Origin of the sequence: Telmatospirillum sp. J64-1 (assembly GCF_006980715.1) — a bacterium.
Taxonomy (GTDB): Bacteria; Pseudomonadota; Alphaproteobacteria; order Rhodospirillales; family Magnetospirillaceae; genus Oleiliquidispirillum; species Oleiliquidispirillum nitrogeniifigens.
This window is the reverse complement of the sequence record NZ_SBHN01000028.1, coordinates 1-17969: the sequence shown is the minus strand read 5'-3', so window position 1 is coordinate 17969 and position 17969 is coordinate 1. Positions and strand designations below refer to the sequence as shown.

The window sequence follows — 17969 nt, the reverse complement described above, 5'->3', positions numbered from 1 at the left end:
AAGGACCTCAAGCCCATGCCCGTCACCCTTTCCGCCCTGGTCGTCGCCCATAACGAAGAGGCGCAACTGGCCGACTGCCTGGAACGGCTGCGCTTCGCCGACGAGATCGTGGTGGTCCTGGACAAGTGCACGGACCGGTCCAAGGAAATCGCCGCGACCTTCACCAACCGCCTGATCGAAGGCAGTTGGGAGATCGAGGGCGACCGCCGCAATACCGGCATCGACGCCTGCAGCAGCGACTGGATCCTGGAAGTCGATGCCGACGAAAGGGTGCCCGAGGCCTTGGCGCGGGAAATCCGTGAAGTGATCGCCTCCACGCCCTATGACTGGCATGAAATCCTGGTGGACAATTATATCGGCGACCGGCTGGTCCGCCATGGCTGGGGCGCGTCTTTCGGCAAGCCCGCCTATCCGGGTCTGTTCCGCCGCGGGGCCAAGCGCTGGGGGCCGCAACGCGTCCACCCCTCCCTGACCTGGACCGGCCGCAAGGGGCCGATGCTACAGAACAGGATCGACCATCTGGTCGACCGGAACATCTCCGACATGCTGCGGCGCCTGGATTCCTATACCACCGCCCGCGCCAAGGACCTGCGCGAGATGGGCGAGCTGGGACCGGTACGCCCCTATGTCCGCCGCATGTTCTCGCGCTTCTTCAAATGCTTCGTCCGCCGCGGCGGCTGGCGGGAAGGCGGGCATGGCTTCATCATCGCCACCTGCGCCGCCCTCTATCCCATCATCAGCTATTACAAAGCCAAGCTGGAACAGGACTAGACGTGCCCGCCCCCCAGCGCATCCTCTTCATCACCGCGAACCGGATCGGCGACGCGGTGCTGTCCACCGGCATCCTGGACCATCTGCTGCGCCTTTATCCGGCGGCACGGGTCACCGTCGCCTGCGGACCGCTCGTCACCGGCCTGTTCAAGGACGTTCCCCAGGTCGAACGGGTGATTGCCATGCCCAAGCGCAAGCGCAGCGGACATTGGGTCCGGCTATGGGCAAAGACGGCGGGGACGCGCTGGGAAATAGTCGTGGACCTGCGTTCGTCCCTGCTGTCCTGGCTGCTGTGGACGCGCAAGCGCGCGGTCTTTTCGGGCACCAAGGAACCCATCCACAAGGTGCGCCAGCTCGCCGCGCTGTTCGACCTCGATCCGCCGCCGGCGCCACGCCTGTGGGCCGGTCCCGAAGCGGCGGCCAAGGCGACGGCGCTGCTGCCGTCCCAAGGCCCCATCCTGGCGATCGGCCCGACCGCCAATTGGGGGGGCAAGCAATGGCGGGCCGAATACTTCGCCGAGACAGTGGCGCGCCTGACCGGCCCCGGCGGTATCCTTCCCAACGCCCCCGTGGTGATCATGGGCGCCCCGGGGGAGGAGGAAAAGGCCCGCCCGGTGGCCGAAGCCGTCCCCCCCGCGCGGCGCATCGATCTCGTCGGAAAGATCGGCCTGGATGTGACGGCGGCGGTGCTGGCGCGCTGCAGCTTCTATCTGGGCAACGATTCCGGCCTGATGCACATGGCCGCCGCGAGCAAGCTACCCACCCTAGGCCTGTTCGGGCCGAGCGACGAACGCATCTATGGCCCCTGGGGCGAACATACCGCCTGCCTGCGCACGAAACGCAGCTTCCAGGAGATCCTCGCCTCCCCGGAATACGACTACCGCAGTCATGCCACGATGATGGACGAAATCGAGGTCGACCAGGTCGTCACCGCCGCCACCGCCCTATGGCGGCGCGTGGCCCAGGCGGCTTAATCGGCCATTTCTCCCACCTGCGCAGCACACCAGGGCTGCCTGGCCCGTCCGTCATAGGGGCGTCCCAGGCCAGCGGCGATCAGCGCCTGGGCCAGGTCCTCGCCGTTTTCGGTTTCCACCACGGCCAGCACCCGGCCGCCATATTTGTCCTGGGCGATGGAGCGCAGCCGCACGGTCCGGCCTTCCACGCGCTGTTCGACGAAGCTGCGTGCTTGGCGGGCGAGGTCGCGTTCCTCGGGGCATTTGCCGCGAAGTTCAGGGGTATCGAGCCCCGTCAGCCGGACCATCGTCTCGATGTCCTGGCGCAGCCAGATGCGCGCCCGCACATGCAGGGTGTCCCCATCGACCACGCGCAGGACCTGGGCCTGAACGGGGCCTTCCAGCCTGTCCTGCGCATATCCGGCCGAAAAAGCCAGGGGAGAGGACATCAATGAAGCGGCGAAAAGGACAGACCAGCGGCGCATCTCGGCCCCATAAACACGGAAGAGGGCCGAGATTAGCCTTATTATGCGTACAAATAAAGAACGCGCTTAAAAGTCGCTGCAGCGCCCTGCCCGTTCCCAATCGCCGAAACGGGTCGGCTCGGGACCGGTGGGGCCGCCTATTTCCTCGGGCATTTCGGACGGAGTGGGTTTTTCATTCTCCGTCTTGACGCTGTTCTCGGTCTTTTCCTGGGTCTTGTCGGGTTTCTGGGTCATCGTCGTGCTTGCCCTTGATCTGGAGGGTTGTGGTACTTAATCATCTTGCGCGTTTCCATCAAGCAGCACACAGAGGGGTCCATGAGCTTCGCACGCGTCGCGCTGATGCTGGCCGCCATGACCGGCCTGTTCCTGGCGGTCGGTTACATGATCGGTGGGCAGGGCGGCATGATCATCGCCCTGGGCATCGCCCTGGCCATGAACTTCTTCGCCTACTGGAACTCCGACAAGATGGTGCTGCGCATGTATGGCGCCCGTCAGGTGGACCGCCATACCGCCCCGGCCTTCTACGGCATCGTCGAGCAACTGGCCCGGCGCGCCAAGATGCCGATGCCCAAGGTCTATATCATCGAGAACCCCCAGCCAAACGCATTCGCCACCGGGCGCAATCCCGAGAATGCTGCCGTGGCGGCGACGACGGGGCTGCTCAACATCCTCAACACCGAGGAAGTGGCCGGCGTCATGGCCCATGAACTGGCCCATGTGAAGCACCGCGACACGCTGACCATGACGATCACCGCCACCATCGCCGGCGCCATCGGCATGCTGGCGAATTTCGGCCTGTTCTTCGGCGCGGCCAACCGCGAGAACAACAATCCCCTGGGCATGGTCGGCGCCATCCTGGCGGCCATCGTCGCGCCTATGGCGGCGATGCTGGTGCAGATGGCGATTTCGCGCACCAACGAATATGCCGCTGACAAGGCGGGCGCCGAGATCTGCGGCAATCCGCTCTGGCTGGCTTCGGCGCTGGAGAAGCTGGAGCGCGGGGCGAGCCGGATCGACAACAATACCGCCGAGGCCAATCCGGCCACGGCCCATCTGTTCATCGTCAATCCGCTGCATGCCCATAAGCGCGACAGCCTGTTCTCGACCCATCCCAGCACCGCCAACCGCGTGGCGGCCCTGCGCCAAATGGCGAGCGCCAATCACCGCCCGGTCCGCCCCGCCAGCCCCTGGGGCTGAGTTCGACCCGCGCAAGCGCGTATTCCCCTTTGCCTGAAGCCACAACTGGAGTAAGGGAAGAAACATGGCTTCTTCCCTTACATCCCGTCTCGTCGCTCTCGATCTGGTGGCTGCCGTGCTGCGCCGCCGCCGGCCCTTCGACGAGGCTTTCGAGCAGCATCCCAAGCTGGATGCGCTCTCCGAACGCGACCGCGGCTTCGTCCGCCTGACCGTCACCACCGTCCTGCGCCGCCTCGGCCAGATCGACGCCCTGATCGATCATTGCCTGGAACGTCCCCTGCCGCACAAGGCGGTCATGGTACGCGACGTGCTGCGCCTGGGCGTCGCCCAGATGATCTTCATGGGCACGCCGGCCCATGCCGCCGTCGATACCACCGTCGATCTCGCCAAGGCCCAGAAGCTGACCGCCCACAAGGCGATGGTCAACGCGGTGATGCGCCGTCTCGACCGCGAGGGCCGGGCCTTGGCCGAGGCCCAGGATGCCGCCCGGCTGAACACGCCGTCCTGGCTGTGGGAAAGCTGGTGCCGGACCTATAGCGAGGAGACCAGCCGCGCCATCGCCGAAGCACAAGTCCTGGAAGCGCCGCTCGACATCACCGTCAAGGCCGATCCCGCCTTGTGGGCCGAAAGGCTGGAGGCCGAGATCCTGCCCACCGGCAGCCTGCGCCGCCGCCAGGGCGGCTTCGTTCCCGCCCTGCCCGGCTTCGACGAGGGCGCCTGGTGGGTGCAGGATGCCGCCGCCGCCCTGCCCGCCAGGCTGCTGGGGCCGGTGGCGGGCAAGCGCGTCGCCGATCTCTGCGCCGCGCCGGGGGGCAAGACCGCACAGCTGGCCGCCGCCGGAGGCATCGTCACCGCCGTGGACCGCTCGGCCAAGCGGCTGGAAAGAGTCACCGCCAATCTCGCCCGGCTGGGGCTATCCGCCGAGATGATCGCCGCCGATGCCGCCACCTGGCGCCCCGATCAGCCCTTCGACGCCATCCTGCTCGATGCCCCCTGCTCGGCCACCGGCACCATCCGGCGCAATCCCGACGTCGCCCATATCAAGACCGCCCAGGACGTGGCCAAGCTGGCCCAGACCCAGGCCGCGCTGCTTCGCGCCTCCTTCGAGCAGTTGCGCCCGGGCGGCGTGCTGGTTTATTGCGTCTGTTCGATGCAACCCGAGGAAGGGGTGGAGCGTATCGCCGCCCTGCTGGCCGAAGGGGCGCCGCTGCGCCGCCTGCCCATCCGTCCCGAAGAGGTCGGAGGCTTGGCCGAAATCCTCACCCCCGACGGCGAGTTGCGCTCGCTGCCCTGCCACTTGGCGGACCAGGGAGGCATGGACGCCTTCTTCGCCGCCCGCCTGGAACGCCTGTGAGCCCGGAATGAAACGTTTTGCCCTGATCGACCGCGACGGCACCCTGAACGTGGAGAAGCACTACCTCTCCGATCCCGCCCAACTGGAACTGATCCCCGGCACGGGCGAGGCCTTGCGCCGTTTCCGCAAGCTGGGCATGGGCATCGCCGTCGTCACCAATCAATCGGGCGTGGCGCGTGGTTATTTCGATCTCGAAACATTGGCCGCCATCCATCGCCAGATGGAAGACTTGCTGCGGGCCGAAGGCGTGACGGTGGACGGCATCTATGTCTGCCCCCATGGCACCAAGGACGGCTGCGACTGCCGCAAGCCCGAACCGGGCTTGGTGCGGCGCGCCGCCGCCGAACTGGCCTTCGATCCCTCCCAAGCCTTCGTCATCGGCGACAAGGCCGCCGATATCGCCCTGGGCCGGGCGGTCGGCGCCACCACCATCCTGGTGCGCACCGGCTATGGCACGGAAACCGAAAAGGCCGGCGAAGCGATGCCCGATTTCGTCCTCGACGACCTGTTGCAGGCCTCGGCCATGATCGAGCGCCTCCTGACACAGGAAACGATGGAATTCCAGGCTCCTTCGGCAGGGTGAACACCCTTTTGCATTCCCGCGGCAATCCCCGTCGCCCGGACCTCATTTGCGCCCCTGACGGCGGCCCTGCTTCGTGCTATACCGCCGCCTTTCTATCGCCGGGACCATTTCCACGCTGGAGTCCAGAGACATGACCGACATCCCTATCCGCCGCGCCCTGTTTTCCGTCTCCGACAAGACCGGGTTGATCGAGTTTGGCCGATTCCTGGCGGAACAGGGCGTCGAGATCCTGTCCACCGGCGGCACCGCCCAGGCCCTGCGCGATGCCGGAATCGCGGTCAAGGACGTGTCGGAGCATACCGGCTTCCCCGAAATGCTGGATGGTCGCGTCAAGACCCTGCATCCCAAGGTCCATGGCGGCCTGTTGGGCATCCGCGGCAATGCCGAGCATGAAGCGGCCATGGCCCAGCATGGCATCGCCCCCATCGACCTGCTGGTGGTCAACCTCTATCCCTTCGAGGCCACCGTCGCCAAGGGCGCCGATTTCGAGACCTGCATCGAGAATATCGACATCGGCGGCCCCGGCATGATCCGTGCGGCAGCCAAGAACCACGATGCCGTGACCGTGGTCGTCGATGCCGAGGATTACGCGGTGGTCATGGAGGCGATGCGCGCCAATGGCAACGCCACCACGCTGGAACTGCGCCGCCGACTCGCCGCCACCGCCTATGCCCGCACCGGCGCCTATGACGCCGCCATCTCTGCCTGGTTCGCCGAACAGCTGGGCGAACCCTTCCCCCGCCGCATCGCCGTCGGCGCCGAACTGAAGCAGACCCTGCGCTACGGCGAGAACCCGCATCAGCAGGCTGCCTTCTATGTCGGCGGCCAGGCCCGTCCCGGCATCGCCACCGCCCGGCAGCTTCAGGGCAAGGAATTGTCCTTCAACAACCTGAACGACACCGACGCCGCCTTCGAACTGGTCGCCGAACTGGACCAGCCGGGCGTCGCCATCATCAAGCACGCCAATCCTTGCGGCGTCGCCGTCGGCGAAGACCTGAAGACTGCCTATGCCCGCGCCCTGGCCTGCGATCCCGTTTCGGCCTTCGGCGGCATCATCGCCGTCAACCGCACCCTGGACGCCGCCACCGCCGAGGAAATCGCCAAGCTGTTCGCCGAAGTGGTGATCGCGCCCGATGCCGACGAAGACGCCCGCAAGCTCTTCGCCGCCAAGAAAAACCTGCGCGTCCTGCTGACCGGCGGCATGCCCGACCCGTCCCAGCCGGGCATGACCCTGCGTTCGCTGTCGGGCGGCTATCTGCTGCAAAGCCGCGACAACGGCCGTATCGCCGCCGCCGACCTGAAGGTCGTGACCAAGCGCCAGCCGACCGAACAGGAACTGGCCGACATGCTGCTGGCCTTCCGCATCTGCAAGCACGTCAAGTCCAACGCCATCGTCTACGTCAAGGACGGCGCCACGGTGGGCATCGGCGCCGGCCAGATGAGCCGCGTCGATTCCTCGCGCATCGCCGCCTGGAAGGCCCGTGAAGCCGCTGAGAAGGCCGGCCTCGCCCAACCCGCCACCGTGGGCTCGGTGGTCGCCTCCGACGCCTTCTTCCCCTTCGCCGATGGCCTGCTCGCCGCCGCCGAAGCCGGTGCCACCGCCGTCATCCAGCCCGGCGGTTCGGTCCGTGACGAGGAAGTCATCGCCGCCGCCGACGAAAAGGGCCTGGCGATGGTCATGACCGGAATGCGCCACTTCCGCCACTGATCACCCCGGCATCCAACGAAAAGGCCCCCGTGCAACGGAAAGCACGGGGGCCTTTTTTATGAGCCATGGGTGGGCTTGGGCGCTTATTCATGCTTCGAGACGGGCCTTCCGGCCCTCCTCAGCATGAGGCTTATCTTATTGATACGGAATAAGGAATTAGCCTCACCCTGAGCGGGCCGCATTCCAGGCTCTTTCTCCGCAGGGTGCCGCCCTGCGTCCGCCAGAAAAGACCTCATTTCTTATCTATGTGCATCTGTGTTCATCCCTCTTCATCTGTGTCTCTTTGAAGAATGGAAGAGGCTCCGCCTGTAAAAGAAAAGCATGGAATTTTTTATCAGACACAGATGAACACAGATAAACACAGATGGTCTTGGGCTTTGGTCGATCTGTTGATTAGCCTCATCTTGAGGAGACCACGTAGTGGTCGTCTCGAAAGGTGAAGGCGGACCACGAGCATTCCAGGCTCTTTCTCCGCAGGGCGCCGCCCTGCGTCCGCCAGAAAAGACCTCTTTCCTTATCTGTGTGCATCTGTGTCCATCCCTCTTCATCTGTGTCTCTTTGAAGGATGGAAGAGGCTCCCCCCGAACCTTGCTACTTCTTCACCGGCCGCAGCGGCCACAGGATCAGTGCGCCGCCGATCAGGAAGATCAGGATGGTCGCCATGCCGGCACGCTGGCTGGCGAAATAGGCGGTCGTCCAAGCGAGCAGGGCCGGGGCGATGAAGGAGGTGATCTTGCCCGACAGGGCATAGATGCCGAACATCTGGGCGCGCAGATGGTCGGGCGTCAGATGCGACATCAGCGAGCGGCTGGCCGCCTGGGTGGGGCCGACGAACAGGCCCAACGGCAGGGCCAGCACCCAGAACCAAAAATGGCTTTCGACGAACAAAAGTCCGCCGCCCAGCAACGACAGACCGGCCAGCGAGACCAGGATGGTAGGCTTCGATCCCACCTTGTCGTCCATGAAGGCGAACAGCCCCGCCCCCAGCCCGGCAGTCACGTTGATGGCGATGCCGAAGATGATGATCTCGCTGACGCTCATGCCGAAAGTGCCGGCAGCGTAGATGCCGCCGAAGGCGAACAGCGTGTTCAGACCGTCGGTATAGAGGGCATGGGCGATCAGGAAGCGCAGCAACTGCTTTTCCGAGCGGGCGTTGCGGATGGTCGTGTAAAGCTGCCGCAACCCCTGGCGCACCGCCGTAACCGGGCCGATTCCGGTGGACGGACGATCCGGTGTCAGGAAGAAGAGCGGGATGCAAAAGACGGCGAACCACAAGGCCACCAGCAGGGCCCCCGCCCGCACCGGTTCCGCCGAATCCGGGTCCAGGCCGAAGGGCGGGGTCTCCGCCTCGATCAGCACGAACAGCGCCACCACGAGGCAGCTCAGCCCGCCGAAATAGCCCAGCCCCCAGCCCCAGCCGGAAATTCGGCCATACCAGTCCTTGTGCGCCAGGTCACCCAGCATGGCGTTGTAGAAGACCGAGGCGGTTTCCTGGGTGAAGGTGGCAATGACCAGCAGCACCAGGGCCAGCCAGATGAAGGACGGATCGGGCTCGACGAACCACAGCGCGGCGGTGGTGACGATGGCAAGGAAGGTGAAGGTTCCCAGCCAGGGCTTCCGCCGTCCGCCCTGGTCGGCGATGGAGCCGAAGACCGGGCTGAACAGCGCCATGGTCAGCCCAGCCACCGCCATCGCATTGCCCCACAGCGCGGTGCCCTCTTCCGGCGTCGGTGCGACCGCCGTGGTGAAATAGGCGGCAAAGACGAAGGTGACGATGACGGTGGGAAAAGCGGAATTGCCGAAATCGTAAAGGCACCAGGCCAGGACGGCCGAAATCCTCCGGCCTTTACCGGCTATGGGTGCGACTGTGCTCATTGACCCTTCCTTCCCCTGCCTTTCCAGCGGCAAGGTAGAAGATGGCCCCGAATCCGTCACCCTTCCAGTGGTGGAGGGACTTTATTTCAAGACACAGATGGGCACAGATAAACACAGATGAATTCTTTATGAAAATTCCCTTCCCTCTCTCTTCAAGAAAGAAGGAAGAAAAACATCAAACCTTCATCTGTGTTTATCTGTGTCCATCTGCGCCTCTTATACAACTGCGGAAAAAGCCGACTCCGTCTGTCCGCATCGTCACCCCCGCGAAAGCGGGAATGACGATGAAAACAGGCGTTTCCGCAGCCTTTCCCTGCCTCTTACCCTTCACAGAAGGCGCGGAACTGCCGGTTCGCCACGGCCAGCATGGCGAGGTCCACCTGTCCGGCGAGGCGGAGTTCGGCCAGAAGCTGCTCGGTGCGCTCCCGCCCGCTCTGGTGCTCCGCCCAGGCGGTGACGGCCTCCTCGGGGCTGAGATCCCGGTCGGTGGAATCGGCGACGGCGCGGGCGATATCGCGCTGATGGGCGTAAAGTTCCTCGATCATGGCGGCGACGGCCAGTTTCTGCCATCCCCCGACCACCGGAATATGTTCCGCAGCCCCGCGCAGCCAGCCCAGGCCGAACCGTGTTCCGACGGCGAAATAAAGCCGCCCGGCCTCGGCCACCACCAAGTCCCGGCTGGCGGCAATGCGGACGATATCGCAGCCCGACGCCAACACCACCAGGCTGGCCACCCGCCGCGCCAGTTCTTCCGGCACGCCCTGGCCGATATATTCCTGTGCCCGCTGCCCCACGGATTCCGCCAAGCTCTGCGGCAGAATTTCGTCGAAACAGGACCGCAGGGCCTCCAGCCCCGGTGCCAGTTCGGCCCGGGCCGGGGAGATTTCCAGCGGCTTGGGCCCATAGCGCAGGATCCAGGCAGTGGCCCGCTCGATCAGGCGGTTGGCCTCGACCGCCATGGCGGTCTGGACGGCGGCGGGAACCTGGTTGTCCAGCTTCTCGATGGCGTCCCAGATTTCACGCAGGCCGAAGGCATCGCGGGCGACGATATAGGCGCGGGCCACATCGGTGGGGGACGCGCCGGTCCGATCCATCATCTCGGTGACGAAGGTGCCGCCGACGCGGTTGATCATGCTGTTGGTGACATGGGTCGCCACGATCTCGCGCCGCAGACGGTGATTGCGCAGGCGCGGCTGGAAGCGTTCCGCCAGGACGGCGGGGAAATAACGCTCCAGATCCTCCACCAGCAACGGATCGTCGGGCAGGTCCCCGGCCAGAAGCTGGTCATAGAGCCAGATCTTGGAATAGCCGAAGATCACGGCGATCTCGGGCCGGGTCAGGCCCTGATGGGCCGCGGCGCGCTCGGCCAGGGCCTCGTCATCGGGCAGGAACTCGATGGCCCGGTTCAGCCGCCCGGCCTTTTCCAGCATGCGCATCAGCCGCACATGCTGGTCCAAGATTTCCGGGGCCTGGGCCTCGATCCGGGTGATGGCCTGGGTCTGCAGGTAGTTGTGGCGCAGCACCAGCTCCGCCACCTCGTCGGTCATGGCGGCCAGCAGTTCGTCGCGCTGCTTGCCGGTCATGTCGCCGGTCGCCACGATCTCGTTGAGCAGGATCTTGATGTTGACCTCGTGGTCCGAGGTATCGACGCCCGCCGAATTGTCGATGGCATCGGTATTGATGCGTCCACCCTTCAGGGCGTATTCGATGCGGCCCAACTGGGTGACGCCCAGATTGGCCCCCTCGCCCACCACCTTGGCCCGCAGGTCGCGGCCATCCACGCGCAGGGCGTCATTGGCGCGGTCCCCGGCTTCGGCCTGGCTTTCCGCCGAGGATTTGACATAGGTGCCGATGCCGCCGAACCACAGCAGGTCCACCCTGGCCGTCAGGATGGCGCGGATCAGCTCGATCGGCGAAATCGATTCGCCCTTCAGATCGAGCAAGGCGCGCATTTCCGGCGAGACGGGAATGGACTTGGCGGTCCGGGGGAAGATTCCGCCGCCTTGTGAAATCAGCGAGGGATCGTAATCGGCCCAACTCGAACGCGGCAGGGCGAAGAGGCGCTTGCGCTCCTCGAAGCTGCGGGCGGCATCCGGGCTGGGATCGATGAAGATGTGGCGATGGTCGAAGGCCGCCACCAGCCGGATATGCGGCGAGAGCAGCATCCCATTGCCGAAGACGTCGCCCGACATGTCGCCGATCCCGGCAACAGTGAAATCCTGGGACTGGATATCCACCCCGATTTCCCGGAAGTGGCGCTTCACCGCTTCCCAGGCGCCGCGCGCGGTGATGCCCATGGCCTTGTGGTCATAGCCCTTCGACCCGCCCGAGGCAAAGGCATCGTCGAGCCAGAAGCCGTATTCCCGGGCGATGCCGTTGGCGATATCCGAGAAGGTGGCCGTGCCCTTGTCGGCGGCGACCACCAGATAGGGGTCGTCACCATCGCGCCGCGTCACTTGCGGCGGCGGCACCACGCCGTCCGGCGTCAGGTTGTCGGTGATGTCGAGCAGGCCGCGCATCATGATGCGGTAGCACTCGATCCCCTCGGCCATCACCGCCTCGCGCCCGCCGCCGACGGGCGGATTCTTGACCACGAAGCCGCCCTTGGCCCCCACCGGGACGATCACCGCATTCTTGACCAGCTGGGCCTTGATCAGCCCCAGGATCTCGGTGCGGAAATCCTCGCGCCGGTCGGACCAGCGGATGCCGCCGCGCGCCACCTTGCCACCACGCAGATGCACGGCCTCGACACGGGGGGAATAGACGAAGATTTCGGCGAAAGGCCGGGGCAGCGGCATATCCTCGACCCGCGCCGCGTCGATCTTCAGCGACAGATAGGGCTTCGACCCGCCATCCGCGCCGGTCTGCCAGAAATTGGTGCGCAGGGTGGCTTCCACCAGATTGAGGAAGCGGCGCAGGATGCGGTCGTCATCGGCGCTTTCCACCTTGTCCAGCACGGCATCCAGCCTTTCCCGGATCGCCTCGGCCTCAGCGGCATCGGCTTTGTCGGGATCGAGCAGGGCGCGGAACAGGGCGATGATGGCGCCCGTCGCCTCGGCATTGACCGCCAGGGCCCGTTCCATGGCCTGTTGGCTGTAGGGCGATCCCAGCTGGCGCAGATACTTGCCGTAGGCCCGCATCAGCGTGACCTCGCGCCAGGTCAGGCCCGCGCGCAGGACCAGCTGGTTGAAGCCGTCATTCTCCAGCTCTCCCGACCAGATACGGGCGAAGGCCTCGTGGAAGCGGGCCCGCAGGCTGCCGATATCGATCGCCCCGTAATCGACCGCCTCCATGTGGAAGTCGTGGATCCACACGCTGTCGCCGCTGCCTTCGGGCCACAGATGGTGGGGTACCTCGCTGATGACGCGGAAGCCCATATTCTCCAGCATGGGCAGGACCTGGGACAACGGCACCGTGCGGCGGGCGTGATAGAGCTTGAAGCGCGCCTCGTATTCGGCGGCCTCGATCGGGCGGTAGAGAGTCATCGCCAGGGGGGCGCCGGCCAGCACTTCCTCAGCCCGTTCGATATCGGCCACCGCCGCCTGCACGCCCTGGCGTTCCCGGTAGGAGGCCGGAAAGGCCTTGCCGTAGCGCCGGGCCAGGGCCAGCCCCCGTTCCTCGCCGCTGGCGGCGATCAGCACATCGCGCAGATGGTCGGTCCAGTCCCGCGCCGCATCGGTCAGACGGGATTCGATTTCCGGCAGATGCGGATGGGCGGCCTCGCCCGGCGTGGTGGAGACGATGAAATGCAGCCGCGCCAGGGGACTGTCGGCCATCTGGGTATAGAAGGCCGTCACCTTGCCGTTGAAGGCCTCTTCCAGGATACGCTGGACGGCCTGGCGCAAGGCGGTGTCATAGCGGTCGCGCGGCACGTAGACGAGGCAGGAGATAAAGCGCTCGAAACGGTCACGGCGGACGAACAGCGCCACGCGCTGGCGTTCCTGCAGATGCAGGATGCCCATGGCCGTCGCGAACAATTCCTCATCCTCGCTCTGGAACAATTCGTCGCGGGGATAGGTCTCCAGGATGTTGCGCAGGGCCTTGCCGTCATGGCTCAGGGGACGGAAGCCCGCGCGGCGGATGGTGCGGTCGATCTTGCGCCGCAGGACGGGAATGACGGCGGGGCTGCGGGTATAGGCGCTAGACGTGAACAGCCCGGCGAAGACATGCATCGCCACCACCCGGCCCTGCGCGTCGAAACGCTTCACTCCCACCACATCCATGGGCACCGGGCGGTGGACGCTGGAATGGCGCCCCGCCTTGGTGATCAGCAGCAAATCGGGGTCGCGCAGGAAGGACACCACCTCGCCGGGCATGTCGGACAGGCTGCGTTCCTCGTCGAACAGACGCACCGAGGGATCGCGCAGGATGCCCTGTCCGGCCTGCTGGTCGAAACCGATCCTGACCGGGTCGTCGCCGGAGATGCAGATCAGGCGATAGCCGAGGAAGGTGAAATGATCGTCGTGCAGCCAGGTGATGAAGTCGCGGACCTCGTCCACGTCCTCGCGCGCCAGGCCCGCCGGAGGTTCTTCCAGTTCGGTGACCACATCGGCGGCGAGGCGGCGCATGCTTGGCCAATCCTCGACGGCGACGCGCACATCAGCCAGTACCCGTTCCAGGGACCGCGCCAGCCCGGCCAGATGCTCTTCCCCGGAAATCTGGTCGATCTCGATATGGATGACCGATTCCAGCAGCATTCCCTCGGCCTCGCCCTCGGCGAAGCCCAGGAAGTTGCCTTCCTCGTCGCGCCGCACCGGCAGGATGGGATGCACCACCATGTGGACGCCATGGCCCAGCCGGTTCAGTTCGGCGGTGACCGAATCCACCAAGAAGGGCATGTCGTCATTGACCATCTCGACCACGCTGTGGTCGGACACCCAGCCATGTTCTTCCAGATTGGGATTGAAGACCCGCAGGCGCGGCGTTCCGGGCGGACGGCGTCGCATGAACGTCAGCAGCGCCAGGGCGGAACCGTAAAGCGACTCGGCGTCATGGGGCAGGTCATCGACCGGCACGTTGGAGAAATAGCGCCGGATGAAGAATTCAGCCTCGTCCGTCTTGTCCGTGCCAAGGCGCTGGCGGGCCAGCCCCGCCACCTTCTCGATCAGGTCTTCCTTCAGATGTTCCACTCTGTAAGCCATGCTCGGCTCCTCGTTTCACCGGAAGCGCCGGGTTTTCACAACCCTCTGGATCGTTCCCGCTTAGGCGGAAACTGCCTTAAAGGCTGGCATGTGCTCAGAAATTTACAAGGCGGGAAATTACTGCATCTATCGTTGCGGGTGTGGAATATCCTTCCCGCCCGGATCAGGTCCCGGATCCGGGCGCGTTCTGCCGTCCGGCCGCGCGGCGGCCGATGGAATCAGCCGCGGTATTTCTCGGGATCGTCGATGCCCAGCTCGCGCGCCTCGGCGTCGAAGCCTTCCCGGAACAGGGGATAGGAACGCGTCTTGATCATCTTCTCGCCGGTGCGGCTGTTGATGAATTCAGCGCGTTCGAGCAAGGGATGGGCGGCCTTGTTGGGGCAGGCATCGCCTTCGGCGATCACCGCGCGGGCCTGGGCGATCAGTCCGGCAAGATGGCAGGCATCGAGGTCGGCATCGAAGTGCAGGTCGTCGTTTTCCTGCTGCAGGGCTTCGACTTCTTCGCGCAATCTCTCATTCTCGGCACGCAATGCCTCGATTTCGGCGCGCAGCCTGGCGAGCTCTTGATCCACGGGAACGATCCTTCTGAAGGGGAATGGCTGTCCAGCCTCGATACCCGGGCAAGGGCGGCGAAAGACCTCTGCTTTCGCTGACGGAAATTGGAGCGGGCGAAGGGATTCGAACCCTCGACCCCAACCTTGGCAAGGTTGTGCTCTACCCCTGAGCTACGCCCGCTTCGTCTTTCCGTCGGCCGGTCGGTGCCGGCTGAGGCGGCGGATAATACGCAAACTTCGCCGCCGTGCAAGCACAGAAATCAAGGCTGCGGCGAAAAGCATAAAAAGCAAAAGGCCGGTGTCCTGCGACCCGGCCTTTTGCTTTTTCCCGGAAATTGGAGCGGGCGAAGGGATTCGAACCCTCGACCCCAACCTTGGCAAGGTTGTGCTCTACCCCTGAGCTACGCCCGCTTCGTCTTTCCGTTCCGCCGGTGGGTACCGGCTGAGGCCCCGGATAATACTCAAAGCCAAACGCCGCGCAAGCACTTTTTTGCTTTTTTCCCCAATGGCCGGAAAGCCGCCTCCCGCGCCCGTCGGGATGCCCTGAACGATCACGCGAAAGGGCGCATTTCCCAGGCGCTTTGCGCTTGCCAGTCGTGGCCGGTCAGGCCATCTATGAAGCTCCAGGGACGATCAAACCAGGAAAGATCTTATTTATGGACATCCTGTTCAATAACCCGGCCCAGGCAGGCGCCGGACAGGCCCCCGCCGATGTCATCAAGGATGGCAGCATCGCCACCTTCGCCGCCGATGTCATCGAAGCCTCGATGACGACACCGGTGATCGTCGATTTCTGGGCGACCTGGTGCGGCCCGTGCAAGCAGCTCGGCCCGGTCCTGGAAAAGCTGGTGCGCCAGGCCAAGGGCGCCGTGCGCATGGTCAAGATCGACGTGGACAAGAACCCGGAACTGGCCGCGCAATTGCGCGTGCAGTCGGTTCCCGCCGTCTACGCCTTCAAGAACGGCCGCCCGGTGGACGGCTTTGTCGGCGCGCAGCCGGAAAGCCAGCTGAAATCCTTCATCCAGCGCCTGATCGGCGATGCCGCCGGCGGCGGACTGGAAGAAGCGCTGGAAGAGGCCAAGACCTTCGTCGCCGAGGGTGATTTCGAGACGGCCCTGCAGATCTATCAGGAAGTGCTGGCCCAGGACCCCACCAACGCCCCGGCCTATGCCGGCATCATGCGGGCCCAGATGGCCGCCGGCCAGGTGGATGCCGCCCGCGACCTGCTGTCCCAGCTTCCCCCCGACCTGGCCAAGCATGCCGAGGTGCAGGCCGTGCGCGCGGCGCTGGAACTGGCCGAACAGGCGGGCGAGGCGGGCGACATCGCCGAGCTGCGCCGCAAGGTGGCGGATAATCCCGACGACCATCAATCCCGCTTCGACCTCGCCATGGCGGCCTATGCCGGCGGGCAGCGCGAAACGGCGGTGGACGAGTTGCTGGAAATCATCCGCCGCGACCGGAGCTGGAACGAGGAAGCCGCCCGCAAGCAGCTGATCAAGCTGTTCGAGGCCTTCGGCAATTCCGATCCGCTGACCGTCCAGGGCCGCAAGCGCCTGTCGAGAGTGCTGTTCTCGTAAGATCGGAGGTCCCATGAGCGCGCCGGCCCACGATCCGTTCCTGCCCCAGTTCCAGGACCTGCCGGGCGAATTGCCCATCTTCCCCCTGGAAGGGGCTTTGCTGTTGCCCCGTGGCCGGCTGCCGCTCAACATCTTCGAGCCGCGCTATCTGGCGATGACGCTGGACGCCCTGCGCCATCCCCAGCGGCTGATCGGCATGATCCAGCCCACCGCGCCCGAACGCTCCGATCAAGTGCAGCCGGTCTATTCCGTCGGCTGCGCCGGGCGCATCTCGGCCTTCGAGGAAACCGCCGACGGACGGCTGCTGATCGTGCTGACCGGCGTCGCCCGCTTCCGCCTTGCCGAGGAACTGCCCCAGGCCGAAGGCGGCTACCGCCGCGTACGGCCCGATTTCAGCGAATATGCCGACGACCTGGAAACCCTGGCCGCCACCGGTTTTTCCCGCGACCAGCTGGTGAAGATGCTCAAGCCCTATCTGCACCGCGTGGGAATGAAGGTGGACTGGCAGGTCATCGACAGCGCCTCGGACTTGGCGTTGGTCACGACCCTGGCTATGATCTGTCCGTTCGAACCCAAAGAAAAGCAGGCCCTGCTGGAAGCGCCCACCCTGGCCGAACGCGCCTCGGCCATGGTCACATTGATGGAAATGGCCCTTGCCGGCGGCCCTGCCGGGAACATGCCCCAATAACAAGACTCATAAGGAAAACCGTCTCATGAGCCAGCGTAGTGCAGGACCCGACCCCAAGCTTCTGGAAATCCTCGTCTGTCCGCTGACCAAGGAACCCCTGCGCTTCGATGCCGAACGCCAGGAACTGATCAGCGAGAAAGCTGGCCTGGCCTATCCCATCCGCGACGGCATTCCGATCATGCTGGTGGACGAGGCCCGCCCGCTGGACCCCGATTCCCAGCCGATGATAGGGTAACGACCATGGCCGAGGAACAGTTCGGCACCCGCCATTGGCCGGTGGAAATCCGCAACAAGCGCCAGGAAAAGGTCCTGGAAGTGGTGTTCGAGGACGGCAAGACCTTCCGCCTTCCGGCCGAACTCCTGCGCGTCGAAAGCCCCTCTGCCGAGGTGCAGGGCCATGGGCCGGGCCAGAAGGTGCTGGTCTCGGGCCGCCGCCATGTCGGCATCATGCAGATGAGCCCGGTCGGCAATTACGCCGTGCAGATCGCCTTCGATGATTTGCACGATACCGGCATCTATACCTGGGACTTCCTCTACGACCTGGGCGAGCGCCAGGACGAGATCTGGGCGAATTATCTGGCCGAATTGGAAAAGGCCGGCAAGAGCCGCGATCCGTAGAGGCGGGCGGCGGAAAAGCCGACTCTGTCTGCACCGCATCGTCACCCCCGCGAAAGCGGGGGTCCATGTGGGAGCTTGTGAAGACGCGAACCGCTCAATCCCGATGCTGCGGCAGCATGGATTCCCGCTTGCGCGGGAATGACGATGAAAACAGAAGATTTTCCGCAGAGGGTTAAAAGACACGGATGAACACAGATAAACACAGATGGGCTTGAGCGCTTATCATGCTTCGAGACGAGCCTACGGCCCTCCTCATCATGAGGTTTATCTGCTTGATAATAATAAGGAATTAGCCTCACCCTGAGGAGCCGCGAAGCGGCGTCTCGAAGGGTGGAGCGGCCCAAAGGTGTAGCGCGGTTTCCGATTTTGGACTTCTCCGACAGAGTTTTTGGACTCCTGCCGATGCCGTTAGAAGCGAGGTTTGACCGCCTCTTCTAACGGCATTTTTTGTGCCGCCGCCGCTGC

General features: G+C 64.8%; 15 protein-coding genes and 2 tRNA genes. 10 read left to right on the top strand and 7 right to left on the bottom strand.

The annotated features are described in order from the left end of the window. Positions 1-15 precede the first annotated feature (15 nt). Positions 16-771, top strand: coding sequence for a glycosyltransferase family 2 protein (locus EPD66_RS21055; protein WP_142850515.1), 756 nt, complete (start codon positions 16-18; stop codon positions 769-771). 2 nt (positions 772-773) lie between these two features. Next, positions 774-1745, top strand: a complete 972-nt coding sequence (locus EPD66_RS21050) for a glycosyltransferase family 9 protein (RefSeq protein ID WP_255448603.1) — start codon at positions 774-776, stop codon at positions 1743-1745. On the opposite strand, the gene EPD66_RS21045 is transcribed toward EPD66_RS21050, so the two are convergent. Continuing rightward, the gene (locus EPD66_RS21045; RefSeq protein ID WP_142850513.1) at positions 1742-2209 is read right to left on the bottom strand and encodes a thermonuclease family protein; all 468 of its coding nucleotides are present in this window, start codon (positions 2207-2209) and stop codon (positions 1742-1744) included. The two genes, EPD66_RS21050 and EPD66_RS21045, sit on opposite strands and share 4 nt — an antisense overlap. Before the next feature lie 66 nt (positions 2210-2275). Then, positions 2276-2443: a DUF1674 domain-containing protein gene (locus EPD66_RS21040; RefSeq protein ID WP_142850512.1), complete on the bottom strand. Its 168-nt coding sequence runs from the start codon at positions 2441-2443 to the stop codon at positions 2276-2278. An 81-nt stretch (positions 2444-2524) separates the two neighbouring features. On the opposite strand from EPD66_RS21040, the gene htpX reads away from it, so the two are divergent. The 4 genes from htpX (at position 2525) to purH (ending at position 7051) form a co-directional block, all read left to right on the top strand. Beyond that, the gene (htpX, locus tag EPD66_RS21035; RefSeq protein ID WP_142850511.1) at positions 2525-3406 is read left to right on the top strand and encodes a zinc metalloprotease HtpX; all 882 of its coding nucleotides are present in this window, start codon (positions 2525-2527) and stop codon (positions 3404-3406) included. 64 nt (positions 3407-3470) lie between these two features. Beyond that, positions 3471-4760 (top strand): 16S rRNA (cytosine(967)-C(5))-methyltransferase RsmB, encoded by a 1290-nt coding sequence (rsmB, locus tag EPD66_RS21030; protein WP_142850510.1) that lies wholly within the window; start codon positions 3471-3473, stop codon positions 4758-4760. 7 nt (positions 4761-4767) lie between these two features. After that, positions 4768-5343, top strand: coding sequence for a D-glycero-beta-D-manno-heptose 1,7-bisphosphate 7-phosphatase (gene gmhB, locus EPD66_RS21025; RefSeq protein ID WP_142850509.1), 576 nt, complete (start codon positions 4768-4770; stop codon positions 5341-5343). 130 nt (positions 5344-5473) lie between these two features. Continuing rightward, positions 5474-7051 (top strand): bifunctional phosphoribosylaminoimidazolecarboxamide formyltransferase/IMP cyclohydrolase, encoded by a 1578-nt coding sequence (gene purH / locus EPD66_RS21020; RefSeq protein ID WP_142850508.1) that lies wholly within the window; start codon positions 5474-5476, stop codon positions 7049-7051. Positions 7052-7642: 591 nt separating this feature from the next. Here the strand turns inward: purH and EPD66_RS21015 are convergent. The 5 genes from EPD66_RS21015 to EPD66_RS20995 all read right to left on the bottom strand — a co-directional run bounded on the left by EPD66_RS21015 (position 7643) and on the right by EPD66_RS20995 (position 15032). Continuing rightward, a complete protein-coding gene (locus EPD66_RS21015) occupies positions 7643-8926 on the bottom strand; it encodes an MFS transporter (RefSeq protein ID WP_142850506.1) in 1284 nt (427 codons plus the stop codon). Between the two features lie 320 nt (positions 8927-9246). Beyond that, on the bottom strand, positions 9247-14067 hold the full coding sequence (locus EPD66_RS21010) for an NAD-glutamate dehydrogenase (protein ID WP_142850505.1): 4821 nt from the start codon (positions 14065-14067) through the stop codon (positions 9247-9249). Between the two features lie 218 nt (positions 14068-14285). Further along, positions 14286-14639, bottom strand: coding sequence for a hypothetical protein (locus EPD66_RS21005; RefSeq protein WP_255448602.1), 354 nt, complete (start codon positions 14637-14639; stop codon positions 14286-14288). A gap of 88 nt (positions 14640-14727) precedes the next feature. Next, positions 14728-14802, bottom strand: a tRNA-Gly gene (locus tag EPD66_RS21000). A gap of 155 nt (positions 14803-14957) precedes the next feature. Next, positions 14958-15032 (bottom strand) — tRNA-Gly (locus EPD66_RS20995). Positions 15033-15277: 245 nt separating this feature from the next. Here EPD66_RS20995 and trxA point away from each other — a divergent pair. The 4 genes from trxA to EPD66_RS20975 are packed head-to-tail and all read left to right on the top strand — an operon-like array spanning position 15278 to position 17504. Next, positions 15278-16198 (top strand): thioredoxin, encoded by a 921-nt coding sequence (trxA, locus tag EPD66_RS20990; RefSeq protein WP_142850503.1) that lies wholly within the window; start codon positions 15278-15280, stop codon positions 16196-16198. A 13-nt stretch (positions 16199-16211) separates the two neighbouring features. Next, entirely contained in the window at positions 16212-16886 is a 675-nt protein-coding gene (locus EPD66_RS20985; protein ID WP_142850501.1) for an LON peptidase substrate-binding domain-containing protein, read from the top strand. A gap of 25 nt (positions 16887-16911) precedes the next feature. Beyond that, entirely contained in the window at positions 16912-17121 is a 210-nt protein-coding gene (locus EPD66_RS20980; protein ID WP_142850500.1) for a Trm112 family protein, read from the top strand. Positions 17122-17126: 5 nt separating this feature from the next. After that, entirely contained in the window at positions 17127-17504 is a 378-nt protein-coding gene (locus EPD66_RS20975; RefSeq protein WP_142850499.1) for a gamma-butyrobetaine hydroxylase-like domain-containing protein, read from the top strand. Positions 17505-17969 lie beyond the last annotated feature (465 nt).

Coding starts and splice junctions, on each gene's coding strand:
- gmhB (WP_142850509.1), top strand. CDS start 4,768: ATGAAACGTTTTGCCCTGATCGACCGCGACGGCACCCTGAACGTGGAG.
- EPD66_RS20980 (WP_142850500.1), top strand. CDS start 16,912: ATGAGCCAGCGTAGTGCAGGACCCGACCCCAAGCTTCTGGAAATCCTC.
- EPD66_RS21055 (WP_142850515.1), top strand. CDS start 16: ATGCCCGTCACCCTTTCCGCCCTGGTCGTCGCCCATAACGAAGAGGCG.
- EPD66_RS21045 (WP_142850513.1), bottom strand. CDS start 2,209: ATGCGCCGCTGGTCTGTCCTTTTCGCCGCTTCATTGATGTCCTCTCCC.
- htpX (WP_142850511.1), top strand. CDS start 2,525: ATGAGCTTCGCACGCGTCGCGCTGATGCTGGCCGCCATGACCGGCCTG.
- EPD66_RS21040 (WP_142850512.1), bottom strand. CDS start 2,443: ATGACCCAGAAACCCGACAAGACCCAGGAAAAGACCGAGAACAGCGTC.
- EPD66_RS21010 (WP_142850505.1), bottom strand. CDS start 14,067: ATGGCTTACAGAGTGGAACATCTGAAGGAAGACCTGATCGAGAAGGTG.
- trxA (WP_142850503.1), top strand. CDS start 15,278: ATGGACATCCTGTTCAATAACCCGGCCCAGGCAGGCGCCGGACAGGCC.
- purH (WP_142850508.1), top strand. CDS start 5,474: ATGACCGACATCCCTATCCGCCGCGCCCTGTTTTCCGTCTCCGACAAG.
- rsmB (WP_142850510.1), top strand. CDS start 3,471: ATGGCTTCTTCCCTTACATCCCGTCTCGTCGCTCTCGATCTGGTGGCT.
- EPD66_RS21015 (WP_142850506.1), bottom strand. CDS start 8,926: ATGAGCACAGTCGCACCCATAGCCGGTAAAGGCCGGAGGATTTCGGCC.
- EPD66_RS20985 (WP_142850501.1), top strand. CDS start 16,212: ATGAGCGCGCCGGCCCACGATCCGTTCCTGCCCCAGTTCCAGGACCTG.
- EPD66_RS20975 (WP_142850499.1), top strand. CDS start 17,127: ATGGCCGAGGAACAGTTCGGCACCCGCCATTGGCCGGTGGAAATCCGC.